This is a genomic window from Streptomyces mexicanus, from assembly GCF_902506575.1.
In the GTDB taxonomy this organism is placed as follows: domain Bacteria; phylum Actinomycetota; class Actinomycetes; order Streptomycetales; family Streptomycetaceae; genus Streptomyces; species Streptomyces mexicanus.
In genome coordinates this window covers 5,901,996-5,920,154 of record NZ_LR732544.1, presented here as the reverse complement: position 1 = coordinate 5,920,154, position 18,159 = coordinate 5,901,996, and the positions used below count along the sequence as shown (strand labels likewise).

Here is an 18,159-nt window from a genome sequence, read left to right as displayed (position 1 = left end):
TCTCGCCCGCATGGCTTTCCGCGTCGACACGGCCGACAGCACGAGCAATTCTGTGACGCCCATCACGCTCATCCAAGGTCGTTCTGCCGCGTTTCCCTCAGCGTTTCCGGCCAGCCCGTGGGGCGCGGTCGGCTGTGAATCGGGTCTCAAGCGCCACCGGGCGAACTGCACCCGAGACTCGCCGCACCGGGCAGGATGCAGCCGGCCGAAACACCCGCGAGCGGTGGTTCGTTCACGCTCCACCACGGGGTGTCGACATCGGTGGCCGCGGGCGCCTGCCGAGCCTCGGGGGTAGTGCAGGTGGGGAAGGACACATAGATATCGCCCTTTATCGACCCATATTCTCTATAAATCCAGTCATCCATGTTTTGACGCGACGACCTTGCCTTCACGAGGGTCTGGTCACGGAAGGTGGGACGATGAGTGAGGATGCCGTCTACGTCCGCGGTGTCACGGGAATCCAGCTGCACCACGTCACGGATATCCAGGACGCGGGGCGCTTTTTGGGCAACGCGGTGATGGCCCTCCGGGCCGCCTTCGTGCGGACGGGTGACGAGCGGTACTCCGGCCTGAGCGCCGAGGTGAGCGACCTGCTCGCGAAGGTGCGTGGCCTCGAGAACGCGGCACGTGGGAACCTGCACGCGCTCCACTCCCGTGACCCCGAGCGGTTCGTGCGCTGCCGCGAGGGCGACGAGCCGTGGCCCGACGAGATCGAGGCGGGCTTCATTCCCCGGCACACCTGCCGCGACACCTGCCTGTACCACGATCATGACGTCCTGGACGCGATCACCCAGTGCATCTGCGGCCGGCCGCCGTGCCGGGCGTGCGTCATCGGCGGCGAACCGGCGGCGTAGACCCGCCGACCCTCCGGCAGCCGTCGCGGTCCGGCGCCGTCGGCCCGCCGGCACTGCGGCAGCCGTCACGGTCCGGCGGCGTGGGACCCGCCGGTCCTGTGGCAGGCATGGCGGTACGGCCGGACGGCACCGCACGGTCGAGGGTGCACGTACGGGTCACCGGTGCGCTTCCCCGGTTGCCGTGGGGCTCCAGTTGCGGAAGCGGCCGTTGAGGCGTTCCTTCGAAGGAGGGGAGTTTTCACGTCGCACGCGTGCCGCGGCAACGAGCCGGGGCGGACGTCGAAGCGGTGACTCCTCAGACCCGAGGGACTCCTCGGACCGGGTCGTTCCACCGTCGAGATCACTTCCGCGGTGAGCACTGGTCGGCCCGAGCGCGGCGGCGGACCGGAGGTGGCCGATGCCCATGTACGAATACGCCTGCCCCTGTTGCGGCCGGTTCGAGAAACGGCTCGCGATGGGAAGCGCCCCCCACACACACGCCTGCCCCACCTGCGGCGGCAGCGCGAAACGTGTCTACTCGCCGCCCGGCCTGGCGTTCACGCCGGCGTCCGTGGCCGCGTTGCGCGAGCGGGACGAGCGAAGCCGCGAGGTGCCGGACGTGGTCCGAAGGCAGGCACCGCCCCCACCCGCGTCGCGGCCTTCTCACCTGGCACGTCTGCCGCGGTCCTGAGACGTCCGCGATGCCGGACGCCAGGGCCGTCGCCCGCCGCACCGCAGGGAGGTGTGCATCACCATGGGCAATGCGGGGCTGCTGTACGTGGGGGCCGTTCTCTTCCTGAACGGACTGCTCCTTCTCGGCAAGGTCGAGGCCAAGGCCGGGGCGGTGTTCAACCTCTTCGTCGGAACACTTCAGGTGATCACCCCGACCTACCTGATCATGACCGCTCAGGGTGACACCCATCAGATCCTGTCGGCCTCGGGACTCTACCTGTTCGGGTTCACCTACCTGTATGTGGGGATCGGCCTGCTCGCCGGCCTCGACACCACCGGCGTCGGCTACTTCTCACTGTTCGTGGCCATCGCCGCGCTGGGCTACTCGTTCGCGAACTTCCACCTGCTGGGAGACCCGTCCTTCGGGGTCATCTGGCTCTACTGGGCCTTCCTCTGGTTCCTGTTCTACCTGCTGCTCGGGCTCAAACGCGAAGCGCTGACCTCGTACACGGGCTGGGTGACCGCCATCCAGGGCTGGGTCACCGGCGCGATCCCCGCGTTCCTGCTGCTCTGCGGCTACTGGACGCACCCCACCGAGGCAGCCGTCGCACTGGGGGTCTTCGCCGTGGTCGTCTTCGGATGCCTGTGGCCGATCACTCGTCGGGGCGGCCCATCCCCGGACGCCGCGAACACCGCGGACGCACAGGGCGGCTGAACGCCGCTCAGGCCGTGTCCACCACCGCACTTGTCCGACACAGCCAAGCCGCGCGCCGTCACGAAAGGTATCTGCCATGCCAGAAGTCATCTTCAGCGTCGACCAGTCCAAGTCCATGCGCGACCAGAGCGTTCCCGGGCACAACCGGTGGCACCCCGACGTGCCCACCGCCGCCACGGTGCGGCCCGGCGACGAGTTCCGTGTCGAGACCCGGGACTGGACCGACGCGCAGATCGGCAACAACGACTCCGCCAACGACGTGCGCGACGTCGACCTCACCCACGCCCACATGCTCAGCGGACCCATAGGCGTGGAAGGCGCGGAGCCCGGCGACCTCCTCGTCGTGGACATCCTCGACATCGGCCCGGTCCCCCAGCAGAAGGGCGACGCTCCGGGACAAGGCTGGGGCTACACCGGGATCTTCGCGAAGAACAACGCCGGCGGTTTCCTCACCGACTACTTCCCGGACGCCTACAAGGCGGTCTGGGACATGCACGGCCAGCAGGTCACCTCACGGCACCTTCCCGGTATCCGCTACACCGGCATCACCCATCCCGGGCTCATCGGCACCGCTCCGTCCGCGGACATGCTCGCGCGGTGGAACCGCCGCGAGCAGGCACTGATCGACACCGACCCCGAGCGCGTCCCGCCGCTGGGCCTGCCGCCGACGGCCGACCATGCGCTGGCCGGCACCGCCGGCGGAGAGGACGCCCAGCGCATCTGCGCGGAAGGCGCGCGCACCGTGCCCGGGCGGGAGAACGGCGGCAACCAGGACATCAAGAACTTCACCCGCGGAGGCAGGGTCTTCTTCCCCGTCTACGTGCCGGGCGCCAAGCTGTCGATGGGCGACCTCCATTTCAGCCAGGGCGACGGAGAGATCACTTTCTGCGGCGCCATCGAGATGGGCGGCTTCATCGACCTTCACGTCGACCTGATCAAGGGGGGCATGGAGAAGTACGGCATCTCCACCAACCCTGTGTTCATGCCGGGCAACGTCGAGCCGCGGTACACGGAGTTCATGAGCTTCGTGGGCGTATCCGTCGACCACGACACCGACACGAACTACTACATGGACGCGACGCTGGCCTATCGCCGGGCCTGCCTCAATGCCATCGAGTACTTCAAGAGGTTCGGCTACTCCGGCGAACAGGCCTACCTGCTCCTCGGTTCCGCCCCCGTGGAGGGACGCATCAGCGGCATCGTGGACATCCCCAACGCCTGCTGCACCCTCTACGTGCCCACCGGGATCTTCGACTTCGACGTCCGTCCCACGGCCGAAGGCCCGAAGAGCGCCGACCGGGGCAAGTGCGCTGTGACCTCGGGATGACCTCGCACCGGGAGCGCCGTGCGGTGAGAGGCGTGCGGTGAGCCGTGAACGGCGAGCGGCGCGGACGGGGCGCAGTCGGACGACACCGTGGTATCCGGCGAGGGCACTGTTCAGCAGGAGCAGTCCGGGTCGGCGTCATCCACCGGGCAGCCGCTGGACCGCCTTGAGTGCCTGACCCGCTCCGTCCTCGCTCCGCAGGTGCTGCGCCGCTCGTCCGGCGGCACGGCTGTACCCCTGCTGCTTCACCACGCGGTCCAGTGAGTCGGCAAGCCGTTCGGCGGTCAGGGACCGGAAGGGTATCGGGTCGGTGACGGCGCCCAGAGCGGCCAGTCGCCGCGCCCGGAACGGCTGGTCCGCGGTCACCGGCACGGGGACCGCGGGCACGCCGGCGCGCAGCGCGGCGGCCGAGGTCCCCGCCCCGCCGTGGTGGACCACCGCAGCCGGCCGTGGAAAGAGCAGGGCGAGTCGAGTTCCTGCCCGAGCGTCGAGCAACTTGCTCGCGCAACAGACCGTTCATGCGAGATCAGACTGTCCGCGGACGGCCTGGAACGTCCCTGCCGCGGTGAACGCGTCGGTGATCGGCGCGATGAGCGAGGCGAAGCGGCGGGCGCCTGCGTTGCCGATCGGTGCCCATAGCGCGGCGCAGTGCTCGTCTGTCTCCACTTCGATGCGCTCGCGTGCCGCCCTGCCGGCGTCGGTGACAACGCCGTGGGAGTCGAGCCAGCCGCGCGCGGCGAGGCGTCCCGTCGCCGCGCTCCACTCCTCGTCGTCCCACTGGCGGGTCGCTCGCGCGAGAGCTGCGGGGAGGCGGCCGGTTGCGGGGTGCAGGACGAGGCAGTCGCACGGCCCCAGGCCGTTGTCGGCGGGTACGACGAGATGGGCGGCGCCGCGCCACTCGCGTGCCACGGTGATCTGCTGCCACAGTGCGACAAGGGGATCGGACGGAAGCGGGACCGATGCGTTCGCGGCAGCCAGCACCTTGCCGGCACAGTCGGCAGCGGCGACGACCGCGTCGATCAGCGAGCGCGCCTCGGCAAGGTGGTCATCGCTGAGCTGGACGTTGACGCGCCGCATCGCCCGGCCGGCGGCCAGGAAGCGGGCGGCCTGCCACCGCTCCGGCGGCGCGGCGTCCCATACGCCCGCCATGGCCCGCACTGCCCGCGGGCTGAAGTTGTAAAAGGCCGCGAGCGTGACCTGCCACGGAACCGCGCCCATCGCGGCCGACCGGAAGGCCAGATACGCCGGCCCGCGGTCGGTCACGCCGAGCTCGGCCGCCTCCTCGGCGGTCTCGGGGACAAGATAGATGAACAGGTGGGCGGCGCTGACGGCGTCGCTGACGTCGCGGACGGCGTTCAGGTCCATGGGGCTGCCGCCGGTACGGGCGGAGCCGGGAATGGCGTCGAGGTGCATGGCGGTGGTGTCTCCGGGAGTCGGGGGCGCTGTCAGGCGGGTGTTTCGGCAGTGGCGATCAGCACTGCGCGTCCGAGGGTGTGACCGGACATGGTGAAGCCGAGGACGGCCGGGGTGGCGTCGGCCGGGACGCCTGCCGAGGGGATGTCGAGGGCGTGCACCACGACGAAGTAGCGGTGCGGGCCGTGGCCGGCCGGCGGGGCGGCGCCGATGTAGCGGGCCGCGCGGGCGTCGTTGGGCAACTGGTAGGCACCCTCGGGCAGGCCCGAGCCGGTGTCGTCGCCGGCGCCCTCGGGCAGCTCGGTGACCGTGGCGGGGATGTCGGCGACCGCCCAGTGCCAGAACCCGGACCCGGTGGGGGCGTCGGGGTCGTAGACGGTGACGGCATAGCTCTTGGTGCCGTTCGGGGCGCCGCTCCAGGACAGCTGCGGGGATATGTCCTTCCCGCCGGGCAGCCCGGAGGAGTGCTGCTCGGGCGGCCAGGCGGCACCGTTTCTGACGGTGGTGCTGGTGACGGTGAACGAGGCCGCCTCGGGGAGGCGGGCGAAGGGGTCGTTGGCAGGCACAGCGGTCGTTCCTTTCCGGACGAGGGGGGCCCTCATCGGCTACTGAATCGACAGTAACACGAATAATCGATTATCTAGGGGATCAGTCTAGGATGGGCTCATGACTCAGACGGCGCACTCCCCGACCCGGCCGGGGAAACAGATGCTTTCCGAGCAGGTCTACGCACACCTGCGGGACGCGATCATGCGCGGGGACTACTCCCCCGGCGCCCCTCTCAAGCCGCAGGAGCTTGCCAGGGAGCAGGGCGTGAGCCTGGCTGTGGTGCGCGAGGCGCTCGTGCGGGTGGTCGGCGAGGGGCTCGCCGACCGGCTGCCCAACCGCGGTTTCGCGGTCCCGTCCTTCTCCGACCGCCGCTGGCAGGAGATCGCGGAAGCCCGTCGGACCATCGAACCGGTCGTCCTGCGCATGTCCATCGAGCGCGGCGACGTCGACTGGGAGGCCCGCGTGCGGGCCGCCCACCATCGCCTCGTGCGCACTCCGGCGTACGTGCCGGAGGAGGGCGAGTACTACACCGGCACCTGGGCCGAGGCGCACCGGGTCTTTCACCGCACGTTGCTGGAGGGGTGTGGCAACCGCGCGTTGCTGGAGACCTTCGACCGGTTGTGGACCGCGAGTGAGCTGGCCCGCCGTTGGTCGGCGCGCCGCAACCCCGACCGGGACGGCGCCGAGGAACACCGCAGGCTGGAGGAGGCGGTGCTGGCCCGCGACGCGGACACCGCAGCCGCGGTCCTGGTCCAGCACCTCACCTTGACCGCGGCTGCTCTGACCGACGATGCAGGCCAGGCCACCTAGAGCCTGTCCGGCGGATCATGCCGCGGACTCGGGGCCTGGCACGGCCCAGCCGGCGGATCAGGTCCCAGTCGATCGTCCCGGTCGACAGCACCGGCGCCAGGTTCGGCCACTTCTCGTCCTGTCCGGCTGCCGGCCGGTACAGCCGCGCGGAGCCGACAGCGACCACGCCTGCCAGATGCCCGCGCTCCGGGTGGCCGCCACCTGGGGAGCGGACACCTTCGTGTACGGGTTCGCCCGCCCCTCCCCCGCTGCCGGCGGAGCCCTCGGCGCCTGCCGCACCGGCCTTCGTACGACGGGCATCGGTCCGTCATGCGCTCGGGCGACGGTGCGCCCCGGGTGCTCGCAAAGGCCGGGCGGCCGCCAGCCGCGGGGAGCACCCGGGAAGAACGCGGCCTCTGAAAGGAAGAAGCCGCCTCCTGACGGGGTGCGCCCCCGGCGGGGGCGCGCGCGACGCGACGTTCTTCAGCCGCTGCGCCTCGCGGGCCTCTCCTTGGCGCCGTACGGGTGCGCCGACTGCGCGGCGGCGTGCGCCGCGGCGACGTCCTGTCCGGTCGCGGCCCAGCTGGAGAGCAGCATCAGCGCCTCGTGCGAGGCGGAGCCGGGCTCGGCGGTGTAGCCGATGACCGTGAGTCCCGAGGCGCTGGTGACGTCGAGGGCCTCGAAGCGCAGGGTCAGGTCGCCGACCACGGGGTGGCGGAAGTTCTTGGTGCCGCTGCGGTGAGCCCGTACGTCGTGGGCCGCCCAGCGAGTCCGGAACTCGGTGCTGCGGGTCGCCAGCTCTCCGACGAGGGTCGTCACCGCCTTGGAGTAGGGCGACCGGGTGGCTTCGACCCGCAGCAGGGCGACGGCGTCGTCGGCGGCCTTCTCCCAGTCGGGGAAGGTCTGGTCGGCCCGGTCGTCCAGGAAGATGAACCGGGCGAGGTTCGGCGGTGCGGGCTGCCGCTCGTGGACGGCTCCGTACAGGGCCCGGCCCAGGGCGTTGGCCGCGACGATGTCGAGCTGCCCGTTCTGGATGATGGCCGGTGCGCTCACCATGGAGTCGATGAGCGCCTGGAGGCTCTCGGAGACCTGTGGGCGCGGGCTGCGCGTGCGCGACGGCTTCCGTCCCGCCTTGGCCGTGGCGGCCCGCGCCAGGTCGAACAGGTGGGCGGTCTCCACCTCGTCCAGTCGCAGGGCCGCGGCGATCGCGTGGAGGACCTCCTCGGAGACCCCGGAGACATGGCCGCGTTCGATCTGCACGTAGTATTCGGCGCTCACCCCGGCCAGGAACGCCACTTCCTCGCGCCGCAGTCCCGGCACCCGGCGGCGACCCGACGACGGAAGCCCCACCTGGTCGGGGGTGATCTTCGCGCGGCGGGTCATCAGGAAGTCCTTGATCTCCTTGGCGGTCTCCATGGTTCGAGGCTAGGTCCCTCGCGGCCGGCTATGGAGGGGCTGCCGGTACCCCCGAAAAGCGGAGTCTCCCACGGGGGCGTGGACAGGCGCAGTGTGGATGCAGTCGCTCGACCGACCGGCCGAGCACCTCAGCACAGCACAGCACATGGAGTCATCAGTGGAAGCGATCACCTTCCCCAACGGCCCGATCACCATGGCGGGCAACCTCTGCCTGCCGGCGGACTTCGACCCGAAGGGCAGCTACGCCGCGATCGTCACCGTCCACCCCGGTGGTGGTGTCAAGGAGCAGACCGCGGGCCTGTACGCCGAGAAGCTGGCCGAGCAGGGATTCGTGGCGCTCGCCTTCGACGCCTCCTACCAAGGTGACAGCGGCGGTGAGCCGCACTTCCTGGAGGATCCGTACGCCCGCGTGGAGGATGTGCGCGCCGCCGTCGACCACTTGCAGTCCCTCGACTACGTCGACGCCGAGCGCATCGGCGTCCTGGGTGTCTGCGCCGGCGGCGGCTACGCCGTGAACGCCGCGATGACCGACTACCGGATCAAGGCCCTCACCACCGTCAGCGCTGTCAACATCGGCAGCGGCTACCGCAAGGGCTGGTACGGCGCGGACCCGGACGCCGCAGCGGTGCCGACGCTGCAGGCGGCCGCCCGGCAGCGCACCGCCGAGGCCGAGGGCGCCGACACCGCCTACATCCCCTACGTTCCGGTCGAGCCGGACGAGAACACTCCGCGCGACATGGTCGAGGCCCGCGACTACTACCTGACGCCGCGCGCCCAGCACCCCAATGCCCAGAACAAGAAGATCTTCACCCGGAGCATCTCGCGGATCTTCACCTTCGACGCCTTCCACCTGGCCGAGGACCTGCTCACCCAGCCGGTGCTGATGGTGGCCGGCAGCGATGCGGGATCGCTGTGGCACACCACCGAGCTGCACGCCAAGGTGCGCGGCCCGAAGAAGCTGGTGATCGTCGACGGCGGCACGCACATGGACTTCTACGACGTGCCGAAGTACGTCGACCGCGCCGTCGAGGAGGCCGCTCCCTTCTTCCGGGAGCACCTCGCCGGCTCAGCCGCCGATGAGAGCTGATCGCCTCTCCCCGGGCCGTCGGCCGCGCCCACGCGTGTCGGCCGGCGCCCCCGGGTGCGCCGCACCCCGCGGCCGGGGACGTGACGAGTGACGAGCGCGGCCGGCTCAGAGGGGACTGGCGGGAGCCCCTGCCAGCTCATCCCGTCCGTGCGAGTGCCTTCCGGGCCACGGCCACCGCTCCCGCCAGGCCGTCCGGCACGGGTACCGGCTGCAGGCCTCGCGGGGCGAGCCGGCGCTTCAGGGGACCGAGCAGCACTCCGCCGGGACCGAGGAGGCCCCCGGTGGTCACGAGGGTGTCCTCGGGGCGGGGCGACAGCGCGTCCAGCGTCTTGACCAGCCGCTTCGCCGCGCCCGACAGCAGTCGCCGCGCCACCCGGTCGCCGTTCGCGGCTGCCCGCGCCACCAGCGGCGCGAGCAGGGCCAGTTCGAGGACGGGCCGTTCGTGGACCGCCTGTACGAGCCGGTCGCGCAGGTCCTGTGCGGCGGTCGGCGTCGCGGGCGCCTGCGGCGCCGCCTCGCCGAGGTAGTGCGCGAGGACCGCCGTGGTCAAAAGGGTCGGCCTGCCGCGGCCGTCGAGGGCGGCGAGCGCGCTCCGTACCGCTCTGCGCCCGATCCAGAACCCGCTGCCGTTGTCGCCGAGCAGCCAGCCGTTGCCGTCGGCGGTGGCCACCGTGAATCCGCCCGCGAGCCGGGCGGCCACGGCGCCGGTGCCCGCGATCAGGACGAGACCGTCACAGGGGGTGCCGGGCGCACCGGCGAGGGCGATCTCGGTGTCGCTGGAGACGGCGGTGACGTCGGGCCGTATGCCGAGGTCCGCCAGGGCCGTGCGCAGCGCCGCGCTCGCGTGCGCGGCACCCGCGTTGCCGGGCAGCGCGGAACAACCCGCGAGCCCGGCGGCCACCGCGCGTACGCGGGGCCGCAGCGTGGGCGGCACCGCGGCGGCGACCGCCTCCCGCAGGTGCGCGGTCAGCACGTCGATCGGGACGGACAGAGCGTTGCCCGGCCCCGACACGCCGGTGTGCAGGGGCGGCCCGCCGTCCGCCGCCGCCCATGCCACCGCGGCCCGCGTGCGGGTGCCGCCCGCGTCGATGCCGATCACGACGGGCCGTGCCGCCGTGTCCGCCGCCCGTTCGTCGCCGCTCGTCGGCACCGTATTTCCCTCCCCGGTGGTCGTCGGATGACCTCGGCACGGGAGCGTGGCCGCCGGCCCTGACCGATGCTCCCCGATCTGCTCGGCGCGGGGGCCGGGGCGCCGCTCCCGGCGTGGTGCTCCTCGCGCGTGCTAGTCGTGTTTGTACGGGCGGACGGCCTCGCTGGTGGCGGCCATCGCCTCCGTGCTCTGGTCGTAGGTGCGCTGAGCCACGGCGATGTAGAGCAGGTCGAGGACCGCCATCTGCGCGTGCCTGCTCAGGACGGTGTGGTGGCCGGGGCCGTCGTCCGGCACGGTCGTCGCGAGCACGAGGTCCACGCGGCGGGCCAGCGGTGAGTCGAGGTCCCCGACGACGGCGACGGTCGTGGCGCCCCGCGACGCTGCCTCCGCCGCCAGATCCGTCACCTCCCGCGTGCGGCCGCTGTGGGACAGCGCGAGGAGCACGTCGTCCGGCCCGAGCAGTGCGGCCCCCGTGAGCGCCACCTGAGTGTCGCTCCAGGACCAGGCGGGAACTCCGATCCGGTAGACGCGCTGCTGGAACTCTGCTCCCATGCTTGCGCTGCCGCCCGTTCCGCAGATCTCCACCCGGCGGGCCCGCGCGATCGCGGACGCCGCCTGCTCCACGGCGTCCAGGTCGATCGCGGCCAGGGTCGCGCCCACCGCGTGCCGCACCCCGGCGGAGATCGCGGAGGCGACCAGGCGGATGTCGTCCTTCTCCGAGATGTCCCGGCCGATGTTGGCCTGCCAGGTCTCCTGCCCGGACCGGCCGGTGTCGGACGCGAGGGCGAGCCGGAGCGCGGAGTAGCCGGGCAGCCCGAGCGTGCGGCACAAGCGGGTGATGCTCCCGGTGGACACCCCGCACGCGTCCGCCAGGTCGAGGATGGTCATCCGTGCGGCGGCCGCCGGGTCGTCGAGGATCGACTCGGCCGTCGTGCGCTGCGCTTCGGGCAGCTCCGGGAGCAGTTCGCGGATCCGGCCGACGATGCCGCCGTCGCCGGCCCCAACGGTGGTGTGCATGGCTCTGCTTCTCCCAGCCTCTCCTCGGCCCACTCCTCGGCGATGAAGAATTCTTCTTCACGCTGCCTCGCCGAGTTCCCGATTATGACGCGGATCCATTGACTTGTCCCACGCGCTGCGCGCAAAGTCATGCGGCGAAGGAGAAAACTTCTTCATCGGCTTCCAGAGGAGTGGGTGTGCCGGACAGTCAGGAGTTCCTCGCCGCGGCCAAGGACGTCGTCGACCGAGTGGTCACCACACACACGGACGCCGTGCTCGCGGCGGCCGGTCTGATCGCCACCGCGCTCAAGGGGGACGGTGTGGTGCAGGCGTTCGGAACCGGGCATTCGGAGTCACTGGCCACCGAGGTCGCCGGCCGCGCCGGCGGGCTCGTCCCCACCAACAAGATCGCGATCAGGGACCTCGTCCTGTACGGCGGCGCGCCCGCCGACACGCTCAGCGACCCCCTGCTGGAGCGGGACCCGGCGATCGCGCACCGACTGTACGAGCTCGCCGCCCCGCACCCGGAAGACGTGTTCGTGATCGCCTCCAACTCCGGCATCAACGGCTGCATCGTGGAGATGGCCCGGCTGGTCAAGGAGCACGGCCACGCCCTGATCGCCGTCACCAGCGTCGAGCACACCTCCCGCGCCACCCCGCGTCACCCCTCGGGCAAGCGCCTCGGCGACTTCGCGGACGTCGTCCTCGACAACGGCGCGCCCTTCGGCGACGCGCTGCTGCCGCTGCCCTCCGGCGGCTCCGTGTGCGCCGTCTCCACGATCACCGCGGCCTACCTGGCCCAGATGGTCAACGCCGAGGCGGTACGCCTGCTGATCGAGGCGGGAGTCACCCCGCCGGTGTACCTCTCGGCCAATGTGCCCGGCGGCGACGAGCACAACAAAGCCCTCGAAGACCGCTACGCGGGACGTATCCGCCGCGGCGCCTGACCACGAGGCGGGCTCCCCCGGACCCCGCCCACCAAGCGAGTTCTGCCACGTCCGTTCATTTCCGCCTGCCCTTGGAGCGTGCACATGAACAGCCGGGACGTCACAGGCCGGCCGCGCCCGCCGGCGCACAGACCACTGCCGAAGCGCCTCGCACGACCCGTCGCCGCGGTCCTCGCGAGCGGTGGCCTGCTCGCCGCCGCCCTCGTGGGCGCGGGCGGCGCCGCAGCCGAACCCGCGGCCCGGGCCGTCCCGGCCCCTGCGGCGACGCCCGCGCTGCTCCCCTCCCTGCACAACTGGGCACCGGGCGGGGGAACCCTGCGTCTGGGCGCGCGGACGCGGATCGACACCGACGCCGCAGGCGAGCCCACCGCGCGGCACCTGGCCGACGAACTGCGCGACGCTCTCGGCCGCCGGGTCCCCGTCGTGCGCGGCGCGCCCGGCTCCGGCGACATCGTGCTGCGCACCGACGGCACGCGCGGCGACCTGGGCCTTCAGGGCTATTCGCTCCGGATCGACGACCGGGTACGTATCACCGGCCGCACCGCGACCGGCGTCTTCTACGGCACACGCACCCTGCTGCAACTGCTCGCCGAGAACGCGGCGCTGCCCAAGGGCATGACGACCGACGTGCCGTCCTCGGAAGAGCGCGGTGTCGGCGTGTGCGCCTGCTACACCTACAACACCGAGGCCTGGCTGACCCGCCTGATCAAGGACATGGCGTACCTCAAGCTCAACACGCTTCACCTCGAACTGAAGGTGAAGAGCAGCCAGTACCCGGCGATCAACACGTTCTCCTACTACACGCCGCAGGAGGTGCGGCGCATCGTCGCCACCGCGGCCCGCTACCACATCACGGTCATACCGGAGATCAACTCGCCCGGGCACATGGACCCCTACCTCACGCCGTACCCGGACCTCCAGCTCACCGACACCAGCGGCAAGCCGGACCCGACGCGACTGGACATCACCGACCCCGACGCGTTCACCTTCTTCACCCACCTCGTGGACGCGGACCTGAAGCTGTTCCCCGGGCCCTACTTCCACATGGGCGCGGACGAGTACATGCTCCGCTCGGCCTACTCGAACTACCCACAGCTGCAGGCGTACGCGCGCGACAAGTTCGGCCCCGACGCCACCCCGCAGGACGCCTACGTCGACTTCGTCAACCGCGTGGACGCCTACGTGCGGTCCAAGGGGCGCACGCTGCGCATCTGGAACGACGGCCTGACCGGTGAGAACACCGTCCCGCTCAACCGGGACATCGTCGTCGAGCACTGGCTTCCTGAGAAGGAGACCTCGCAGCAACTCCTCGACGAGGGCTACCGGGTGATGAACGCCACCGACGCCCTGTACTACGTGCGCGGCAGTTACAAGCCGGACGCGAAGAAGCTGTACGACACCGACTGGTCTCCCGTCGACTTCGCCGACGGCACGGTGACGGGCCACCTGGAGAACCTCACCGGAGCCGAGTACAACCTCTGGCCCGACAACTACGGCAAGGAGACCGAGAACCAGACGCAGCAGGGCATGTTCCCCTCACTGAGGGTCTTCGCGCAGGCCGTCTGGGGAGGTCCCAAGCCCGCGCCCGACTACGCGTCCTTCAGCGAACTCGCCGACACGCTCGGACACGCCCCCGGCTACGGCCCCGCATGGGTGCAGCCGCTGAAGGCCGGCACCTACCGGCTGCGCGCCGACGGCGGCGCGCTGGGCGAGAGCACCTCGCCGGCCACACCCGGCACGCCCCTCACGGCCCACGACTCCACGGCGGCTCCCACGTGGGAGCTGCGGCCCACCGACGACGGCTACTACCGGCTCGTCGCCCGGGACAGCGGACTGTGCGCCGACGTCTCGCGCGGCGCCGTCAACAACATGCACGTGGTCGAGGAGGCGGGCGCGGCGGCGACCGCGGAGATGTGCACCAGCGCGCCTTCCCAGAAGTGGCAGCTCGAACCCGTCTCCGGCGGCTACCGCCTGGTGGACGCCATCACCCAGCAGACCCTGGTCACCGGCCCGGACGGCTCCGTCGTCCAGCAGCCGCGCGACGTGGCACGGCACGACGTATGGAACATCACCCCGGTCCCCGCACACCACGGGAGTGACTCATGATCAGCCGCAGAGGACTGCTCGTCGCGGGGACCGCCGTCGCCGCCGCGGGCGCCTCCACCGCCGTGTCGGCCGCTCCCGCGAAGGCCGCGGCGGCGCGGGGTCGCGCCGGCGGCCGGACGGGACCGGTGTCGGTGGTGGCCGTCGATCCCGCCGACACGGCCGAGGAGATCATCGCCAAGGCGGCCGCGATCGTCCCCAGACCGTCCCAAGTGGCCTGGCAGAAGCGCGAGGTCACCGGCTTCACCCACTTCGGGATGAACACCTTCACCGACCGCGAGTGGGGTTCCGGCTGCGAGGACGAGGCCACGTTCGCGCCGTCGGAGGTCGACATCGACCAGTGGATGCGGGCCTACCGCGCCGCGGGCATGAAGCAGGTCATGCTCACCGCGAAGCACCACGACGGCTTCGTCGTCTACCCCACCCGCTACACCAACCACTCGGTGATCGCCTCCCCCTGGTGGTACCGGGGCACGCCGGACACCGAGGCACGCGCCGCCAGGGCACGGGCCGCCGCACAGCGGGCCACGGACCCGTGGGCGTACTGGCGCATCCGCGCCATCGGCAACGTCAACCCGGACGGCGACATTCTCGGCACCTACCTCCGTGCCGCCCGCAAGGCGGGGCTGAAGGTCGGCGTGTACCTGTCGCCGGCCGACGGCGCGGAACTGCCGCACGCCTGGCACAAGACGTTCGTCGCGGACATCGTCGCCAAGCACGACGCCGGCGGCTCCCTGAGCATCGAGGAGCAGGCCACCTACGACGACCGCGACCGCGGTCCCGCCGGGATGGGCCGGTACGGCAGCGGCAGCCCGGTCACCGCGCGGACGATCCCGACCCTCGTACCCGGCGACGACCGCGCGGACGCCGTGCGCTCCGGGCGGCTGCCCAGCTTCCGCGTCATGGCGGACGACTACAACGCCTACTACATGAACCAGCTGTACGAGCTGTTCACCCAGTACGGGCCCATCGACGAACTCTGGCTCGACGGCGCCGACCCGTGGACGTCGAGCGGCATCAGCGAGACCTACGACTTCACGTCCTGGTTCGGGCTCATCCACGCGCTGTCGCCCGACACCGTCACCTTCGCGGGGCCGCAGGGCACCCGCTGGGTGGGCAACGAGGGCGGCAGGGCGCGGCTCACTGAGTGGAGCGTCACCCCGGCGACCGCCGACCCGGCCACCGCGCACGGCGAGACGCTGCTGCCCGGCGGACCCGAGGCCGCCGACATCGGCTCCGACACGGTGATCACCGGCCCCGGCGTGAAGTTCCTCCAGTGGTTCCCCGCCGAGGCGGACGTCTCGATCCGGCCGGGATGGTTCTGGCATGCGGACGAACGCCCCAAGACCGCCGAGCAGTTGGTCGACCTGTACCACTCGTCCGTGGGCCGCAACGCGGTGCTGCTGCTGAACGTGCCGCCGAACACCTCGGGGCGGATCGACGACGCGGACGTGGCCTGTCTGACCGGTTTCGGCCGGGCGATCGAGGACCTGTACCGGCACAACCTGCTGCGCGGGGCACGCCCCTCCCGCGTCGCGGAGGCCCTGACCGACCCCCGTCTCGGCTCCTGCTGGTCTCCCGCGGCAGGAGCCCGCACCGCAACCCTGGAGCTGACCCTCGGGAGGACCACCGTCTTCGACCGGATCAGACTGGGCGAGGACATCACCCGCGGGCAGCACGTCCAGCAGTTCGCCGTCGACGCCCGGACAGGCACGGCCTGGAGCACCGTGGCCACCGGCACCACCATCGGCTACGCGCGCATCCTCGTCCTGCCCGCGCCCGTGACCGCGGAGCGGATCAGGGTCCGCGTGATCCGGTCCCGTGCCACCCCCCACCTGTCCACGCTGGGCCTGTACCTGAAGGATCCGGCCGCCGCAGACCGGTGACCCCGGGGCACCCCACCCCACCCCGGCCGGGTGCCTTCCGGCCGGGGCACTCCCAGCGCCTCGACCCGGCGGGCCCCCGTATTCCAGGGCGCCGGTTATCTGACGATGCCGCGCGGTCAGGTCACACATCCGGAACCGGCCGTGTCAGAGGCCGGGCACGTGAAAACCGGCCCGACGGCTCGATCGTCGCCACCCGCCACGCCGGCAAGGAGCGCCGGCCCACAGCCGTCGCGAGGATCGGGAGAGGCCGCACCGGTCAGCCGCATCCCGCGAGAAACGACCGTGACCGACGGTTCCGGTTGCGGTGGGTCACCGGACCCGGAACGGCGCCGACTTGACCTTGACCCCGGCGTCCAGGTCGACCCTCTACGCCATGCAGACTTCCGACAACCGCACCGACGTGCGCCCCGGCCGCGGGTCCGGCTGGGCGCTGACCGTCTTGACCCTGTGCTCCTTCACTCTCGGCACGGGCGAGATCATGATCGCCGGCCTGCTGCCCGGCATCGCGTCGGACGCCGATGTGTCCTTGTCCACCGCCGGCCTGCTGGTCAGCTCCTTCGCCCTGACCGTCGTGCTGGGCGGCCCGGTGCTGGCGCTGACCACCGGGCGCGCCCGGCGCAGGCGGCTGCTCGTCACGCTGATGGCCTGCTACGCCGTGGGCAACGTCCTGTCCGCCCTCGCACCGTCGTTCCTGCCGCTGGCCGCGGGCCGGATCGCCGCCGCGCTCGCCCACTCGGCCCTGATGCCGCTGTTCTTCGCCACCGCCGCGGACATCGTCCCGCCGGAGCGGCGCGGTTCGGCCGTCGCCCGGGTCTCCCTCGGCTTCAGCCTGGCCATGATCGCCGGCCTGCCGATGGGCACCGCCCTGGGCCAATGGCTCGGCTGGCGCGCCACCTTCTGGGCCGTCGTCCTGCTGACCCTCGCGGCCACGCTCCCGGTGGCCGCGCTCGCCCCGGACAGCCCCGCCATCTCTGCCGAGGAGGACCGCGGGCGCCTGGGCGAGCTGCGCGTCCTGGGCGACCGCAGGGTGCGGGCCGTCACCGGGATCACCGCGCTCGCCGCGGCTGCCTCCTTCACCGCCTACACCTACGTCACCCCGTTGCTCACCGACACCGTCGGCTTCGACGCCTCCACGGTGACCGTGCTGCTGCTCCTGTTCGGTGTGGGCGGCACCCTCGGCAACCTCGTCGGCGGCAGGCTCACCGACCGCTCGGTGCTCGGCGCGGTGTCCGCGACCGTGGCGGCACTGGCCGCCGCACTGCTGCTGCTCGGCGTCACGGCGCCCCTGAAGGTGCCGGCCGTGGCATTCCTCTTCCTGTTCGGTGCCGCCTACTACGCCGTCATCCCGGCGGTGAACACCCGACTGCTCGACGTCGCCTCCCACCAGGCCCGGACCCTGGCGCTGACCGTCCAGAGCTCGGCGTTCAACCTCGGCACCGCGCTCGGCGGCTGGCTCGGCGGGCGGATCATCGCGGCCGGCGCCGGGCTGCGGTGGCTGCCTGTGGCGGGCGCGGCCGTCGCAGCCCTCGCCCTGGTCCTCGCGCTCGTCGAGACCGCCGGCGAGCGGCGCCGGACCGCGCCGGCAGCCCCGGCTGCCGGCCCGGCAAGCGCCCCCCGGGCTGCCGAGCAGGCGGTCGGCCGGTGACGGCCTCGCCCGCCGAAACCGCGCCCCGCCCCCGCACGTATGCTGCGGCACAGCCCGCCGTCCTTCTTCGTGACAGGAGTCGTCGCATGCGCATCGGAGAACTCGCGCGCGCCACCGGCACCACCACGCGGGCCTTGCGGTACTACGAAGAGCACGGCCTGCTCCCCCCCGAGCGCTCGCCCAACGGCTACCGGACCTACCCGCCCGACGCCGTGAAGGTCGTCGAGAACATCCGCCTGCTCCTGGCCGCCGGCCTGACGACCGAGGACCTGCGCCTTCTCGGCACTTGCCTGCGCGACGAGGTCATCGGTGGCCACCGCTGCGACGACCCGACCGCCAAGGTGGAGGTCTTCGAGCAGCGCCTGGCCGTGATCCAGCACCGCATCGACGAACTCACGGCCGTGCGCGCACAGCTCCTCGCCCGGCTGGAGGACCTGCACGGCCGGCAGGCTGTCACCCGCAGCAACGGCTGCGCACGGCAGGTGTCAGAGAGAAAGCGCGTCAAGGGCGCGAAAGATGATCAGAAAACCTTCTCCTGACGCCGGCGTGCCTAGATCCAAGCACTCGGACACACCGCAGCGTGGAGGGCGATGGTCTCCGGGCGCCGGCCTTGCGTGGAAGCGGGCGGGTGATG

General features: G+C 71.7%; 16 protein-coding genes and 1 pseudogene. 11 read left to right on the top strand and 6 right to left on the bottom strand.

What is annotated here, in order from left to right; all coding sequences use genetic code 11:
- Positions 1-419 precede the first annotated feature (419 nt).
- The 4 genes from GV126_RS26425 to fmdA all read left to right on the top strand — a co-directional run bounded on the left by GV126_RS26425 (position 420) and on the right by fmdA (position 3,547).
- Positions 420-854 (top strand): hypothetical protein, encoded by a 435-nt coding sequence (locus GV126_RS26425; RefSeq protein ID WP_159671503.1) that lies wholly within the window; start codon positions 420-422, stop codon positions 852-854.
- A gap of 397 nt (positions 855-1,251) precedes the next feature.
- Positions 1,252-1,524: an FmdB family zinc ribbon protein gene (locus GV126_RS37510; RefSeq protein ID WP_159671501.1), complete on the top strand. Its 273-nt coding sequence runs from the start codon at positions 1,252-1,254 to the stop codon at positions 1,522-1,524.
- A 63-nt stretch (positions 1,525-1,587) separates the two neighbouring features.
- Positions 1,588-2,220: an AmiS/UreI family transporter gene (locus tag GV126_RS26415; protein ID WP_159671499.1), complete on the top strand. Its 633-nt coding sequence runs from the start codon at positions 1,588-1,590 to the stop codon at positions 2,218-2,220.
- Positions 2,221-2,296: 76 nt separating this feature from the next.
- Positions 2,297-3,547 (top strand): formamidase, encoded by a 1,251-nt coding sequence (fmdA, locus tag GV126_RS26410; protein ID WP_159671497.1) that lies wholly within the window; start codon positions 2,297-2,299, stop codon positions 3,545-3,547.
- A 135-nt stretch (positions 3,548-3,682) separates the two neighbouring features.
- Here fmdA and GV126_RS26405 read toward each other — a convergent pair.
- From GV126_RS26405 to GV126_RS26395, 3 genes and pseudogenes are all read right to left on the bottom strand, one after another.
- Positions 3,683-4,009: pseudogene (locus tag GV126_RS26405) on the bottom strand (glycosyltransferase); the annotation flags it as partial.
- 51 nt (positions 4,010-4,060) lie between these two features.
- Positions 4,061-4,957, bottom strand: a complete 897-nt coding sequence (locus tag GV126_RS26400) for an SCO6745 family protein (RefSeq protein ID WP_159671495.1) — start codon at positions 4,955-4,957, stop codon at positions 4,061-4,063.
- Positions 4,958-4,989: 32 nt separating this feature from the next.
- A complete protein-coding gene (locus tag GV126_RS26395; RefSeq protein WP_159671493.1) occupies positions 4,990-5,523 on the bottom strand; it encodes a YbhB/YbcL family Raf kinase inhibitor-like protein in 534 nt (177 codons plus the stop codon).
- Between the two features lie 100 nt (positions 5,524-5,623).
- Here GV126_RS26395 and GV126_RS26390 point away from each other — a divergent pair, with 100 nt between their 5' ends.
- Positions 5,624-6,316 carry a GntR family transcriptional regulator gene (locus tag GV126_RS26390; RefSeq protein WP_159671491.1) on the top strand — a complete coding sequence of 231 codons (693 nt, stop codon included), beginning with the start codon at positions 5,624-5,626 and terminating at the stop codon, positions 6,314-6,316.
- Between the two features lie 462 nt (positions 6,317-6,778).
- On the opposite strand, the gene GV126_RS26385 is transcribed toward GV126_RS26390, so the two are convergent.
- Positions 6,779-7,711: a helix-turn-helix domain-containing protein gene (locus tag GV126_RS26385; RefSeq protein WP_159671489.1), complete on the bottom strand. Its 933-nt coding sequence runs from the start codon at positions 7,709-7,711 to the stop codon at positions 6,779-6,781.
- Positions 7,712-7,856: 145 nt separating this feature from the next.
- Between GV126_RS26385 and GV126_RS26380 the strand changes: the two genes are divergently transcribed.
- The gene (locus GV126_RS26380) at positions 7,857-8,798 is read left to right on the top strand and encodes an alpha/beta hydrolase (protein WP_202035833.1); all 942 of its coding nucleotides are present in this window, start codon (positions 7,857-7,859) and stop codon (positions 8,796-8,798) included.
- 136 nt (positions 8,799-8,934) lie between these two features.
- On the opposite strand, the gene GV126_RS26375 is transcribed toward GV126_RS26380, so the two are convergent.
- Both GV126_RS26375 and GV126_RS26370 read right to left on the bottom strand, forming a co-directional pair.
- The gene (locus GV126_RS26375; protein ID WP_185947653.1) at positions 8,935-9,948 is read right to left on the bottom strand and encodes an N-acetylglucosamine kinase; all 1,014 of its coding nucleotides are present in this window, start codon (positions 9,946-9,948) and stop codon (positions 8,935-8,937) included.
- Between the two features lie 132 nt (positions 9,949-10,080).
- A complete protein-coding gene (locus tag GV126_RS26370) occupies positions 10,081-10,965 on the bottom strand; it encodes a MurR/RpiR family transcriptional regulator (protein ID WP_159671487.1) in 885 nt (294 codons plus the stop codon).
- 176 nt (positions 10,966-11,141) lie between these two features.
- On the opposite strand from GV126_RS26370, the gene GV126_RS26365 reads away from it, so the two are divergent.
- The 5 genes from GV126_RS26365 (at position 11,142) to GV126_RS26345 (ending at position 18,064) form a co-directional block, all read left to right on the top strand.
- Positions 11,142-11,891, top strand: coding sequence for a sugar isomerase domain-containing protein (locus GV126_RS26365; RefSeq protein ID WP_159671485.1), 750 nt, complete (start codon positions 11,142-11,144; stop codon positions 11,889-11,891).
- Positions 11,892-11,975: 84 nt separating this feature from the next.
- A complete protein-coding gene (locus GV126_RS26360) occupies positions 11,976-13,997 on the top strand; it encodes a glycoside hydrolase family 20 protein (RefSeq protein ID WP_159671483.1) in 2,022 nt (673 codons plus the stop codon).
- Positions 13,994-15,880 (top strand): alpha-L-fucosidase, encoded by a 1,887-nt coding sequence (locus GV126_RS26355; RefSeq protein WP_159671481.1) that lies wholly within the window; start codon positions 13,994-13,996, stop codon positions 15,878-15,880. The genes GV126_RS26360 and GV126_RS26355 overlap by 4 nt, the downstream gene beginning before the upstream one ends.
- 373 nt (positions 15,881-16,253) lie before the next feature.
- A complete protein-coding gene (locus GV126_RS26350) occupies positions 16,254-17,525 on the top strand; it encodes an MFS transporter (protein ID WP_159671479.1) in 1,272 nt (423 codons plus the stop codon).
- 86 nt (positions 17,526-17,611) lie between these two features.
- Complete coding sequence (locus GV126_RS26345) at positions 17,612-18,064, top strand: MerR family transcriptional regulator (RefSeq protein WP_159671477.1); 453 nt, start codon at positions 17,612-17,614, stop codon at positions 18,062-18,064.
- Positions 18,065-18,159 lie beyond the last annotated feature (95 nt).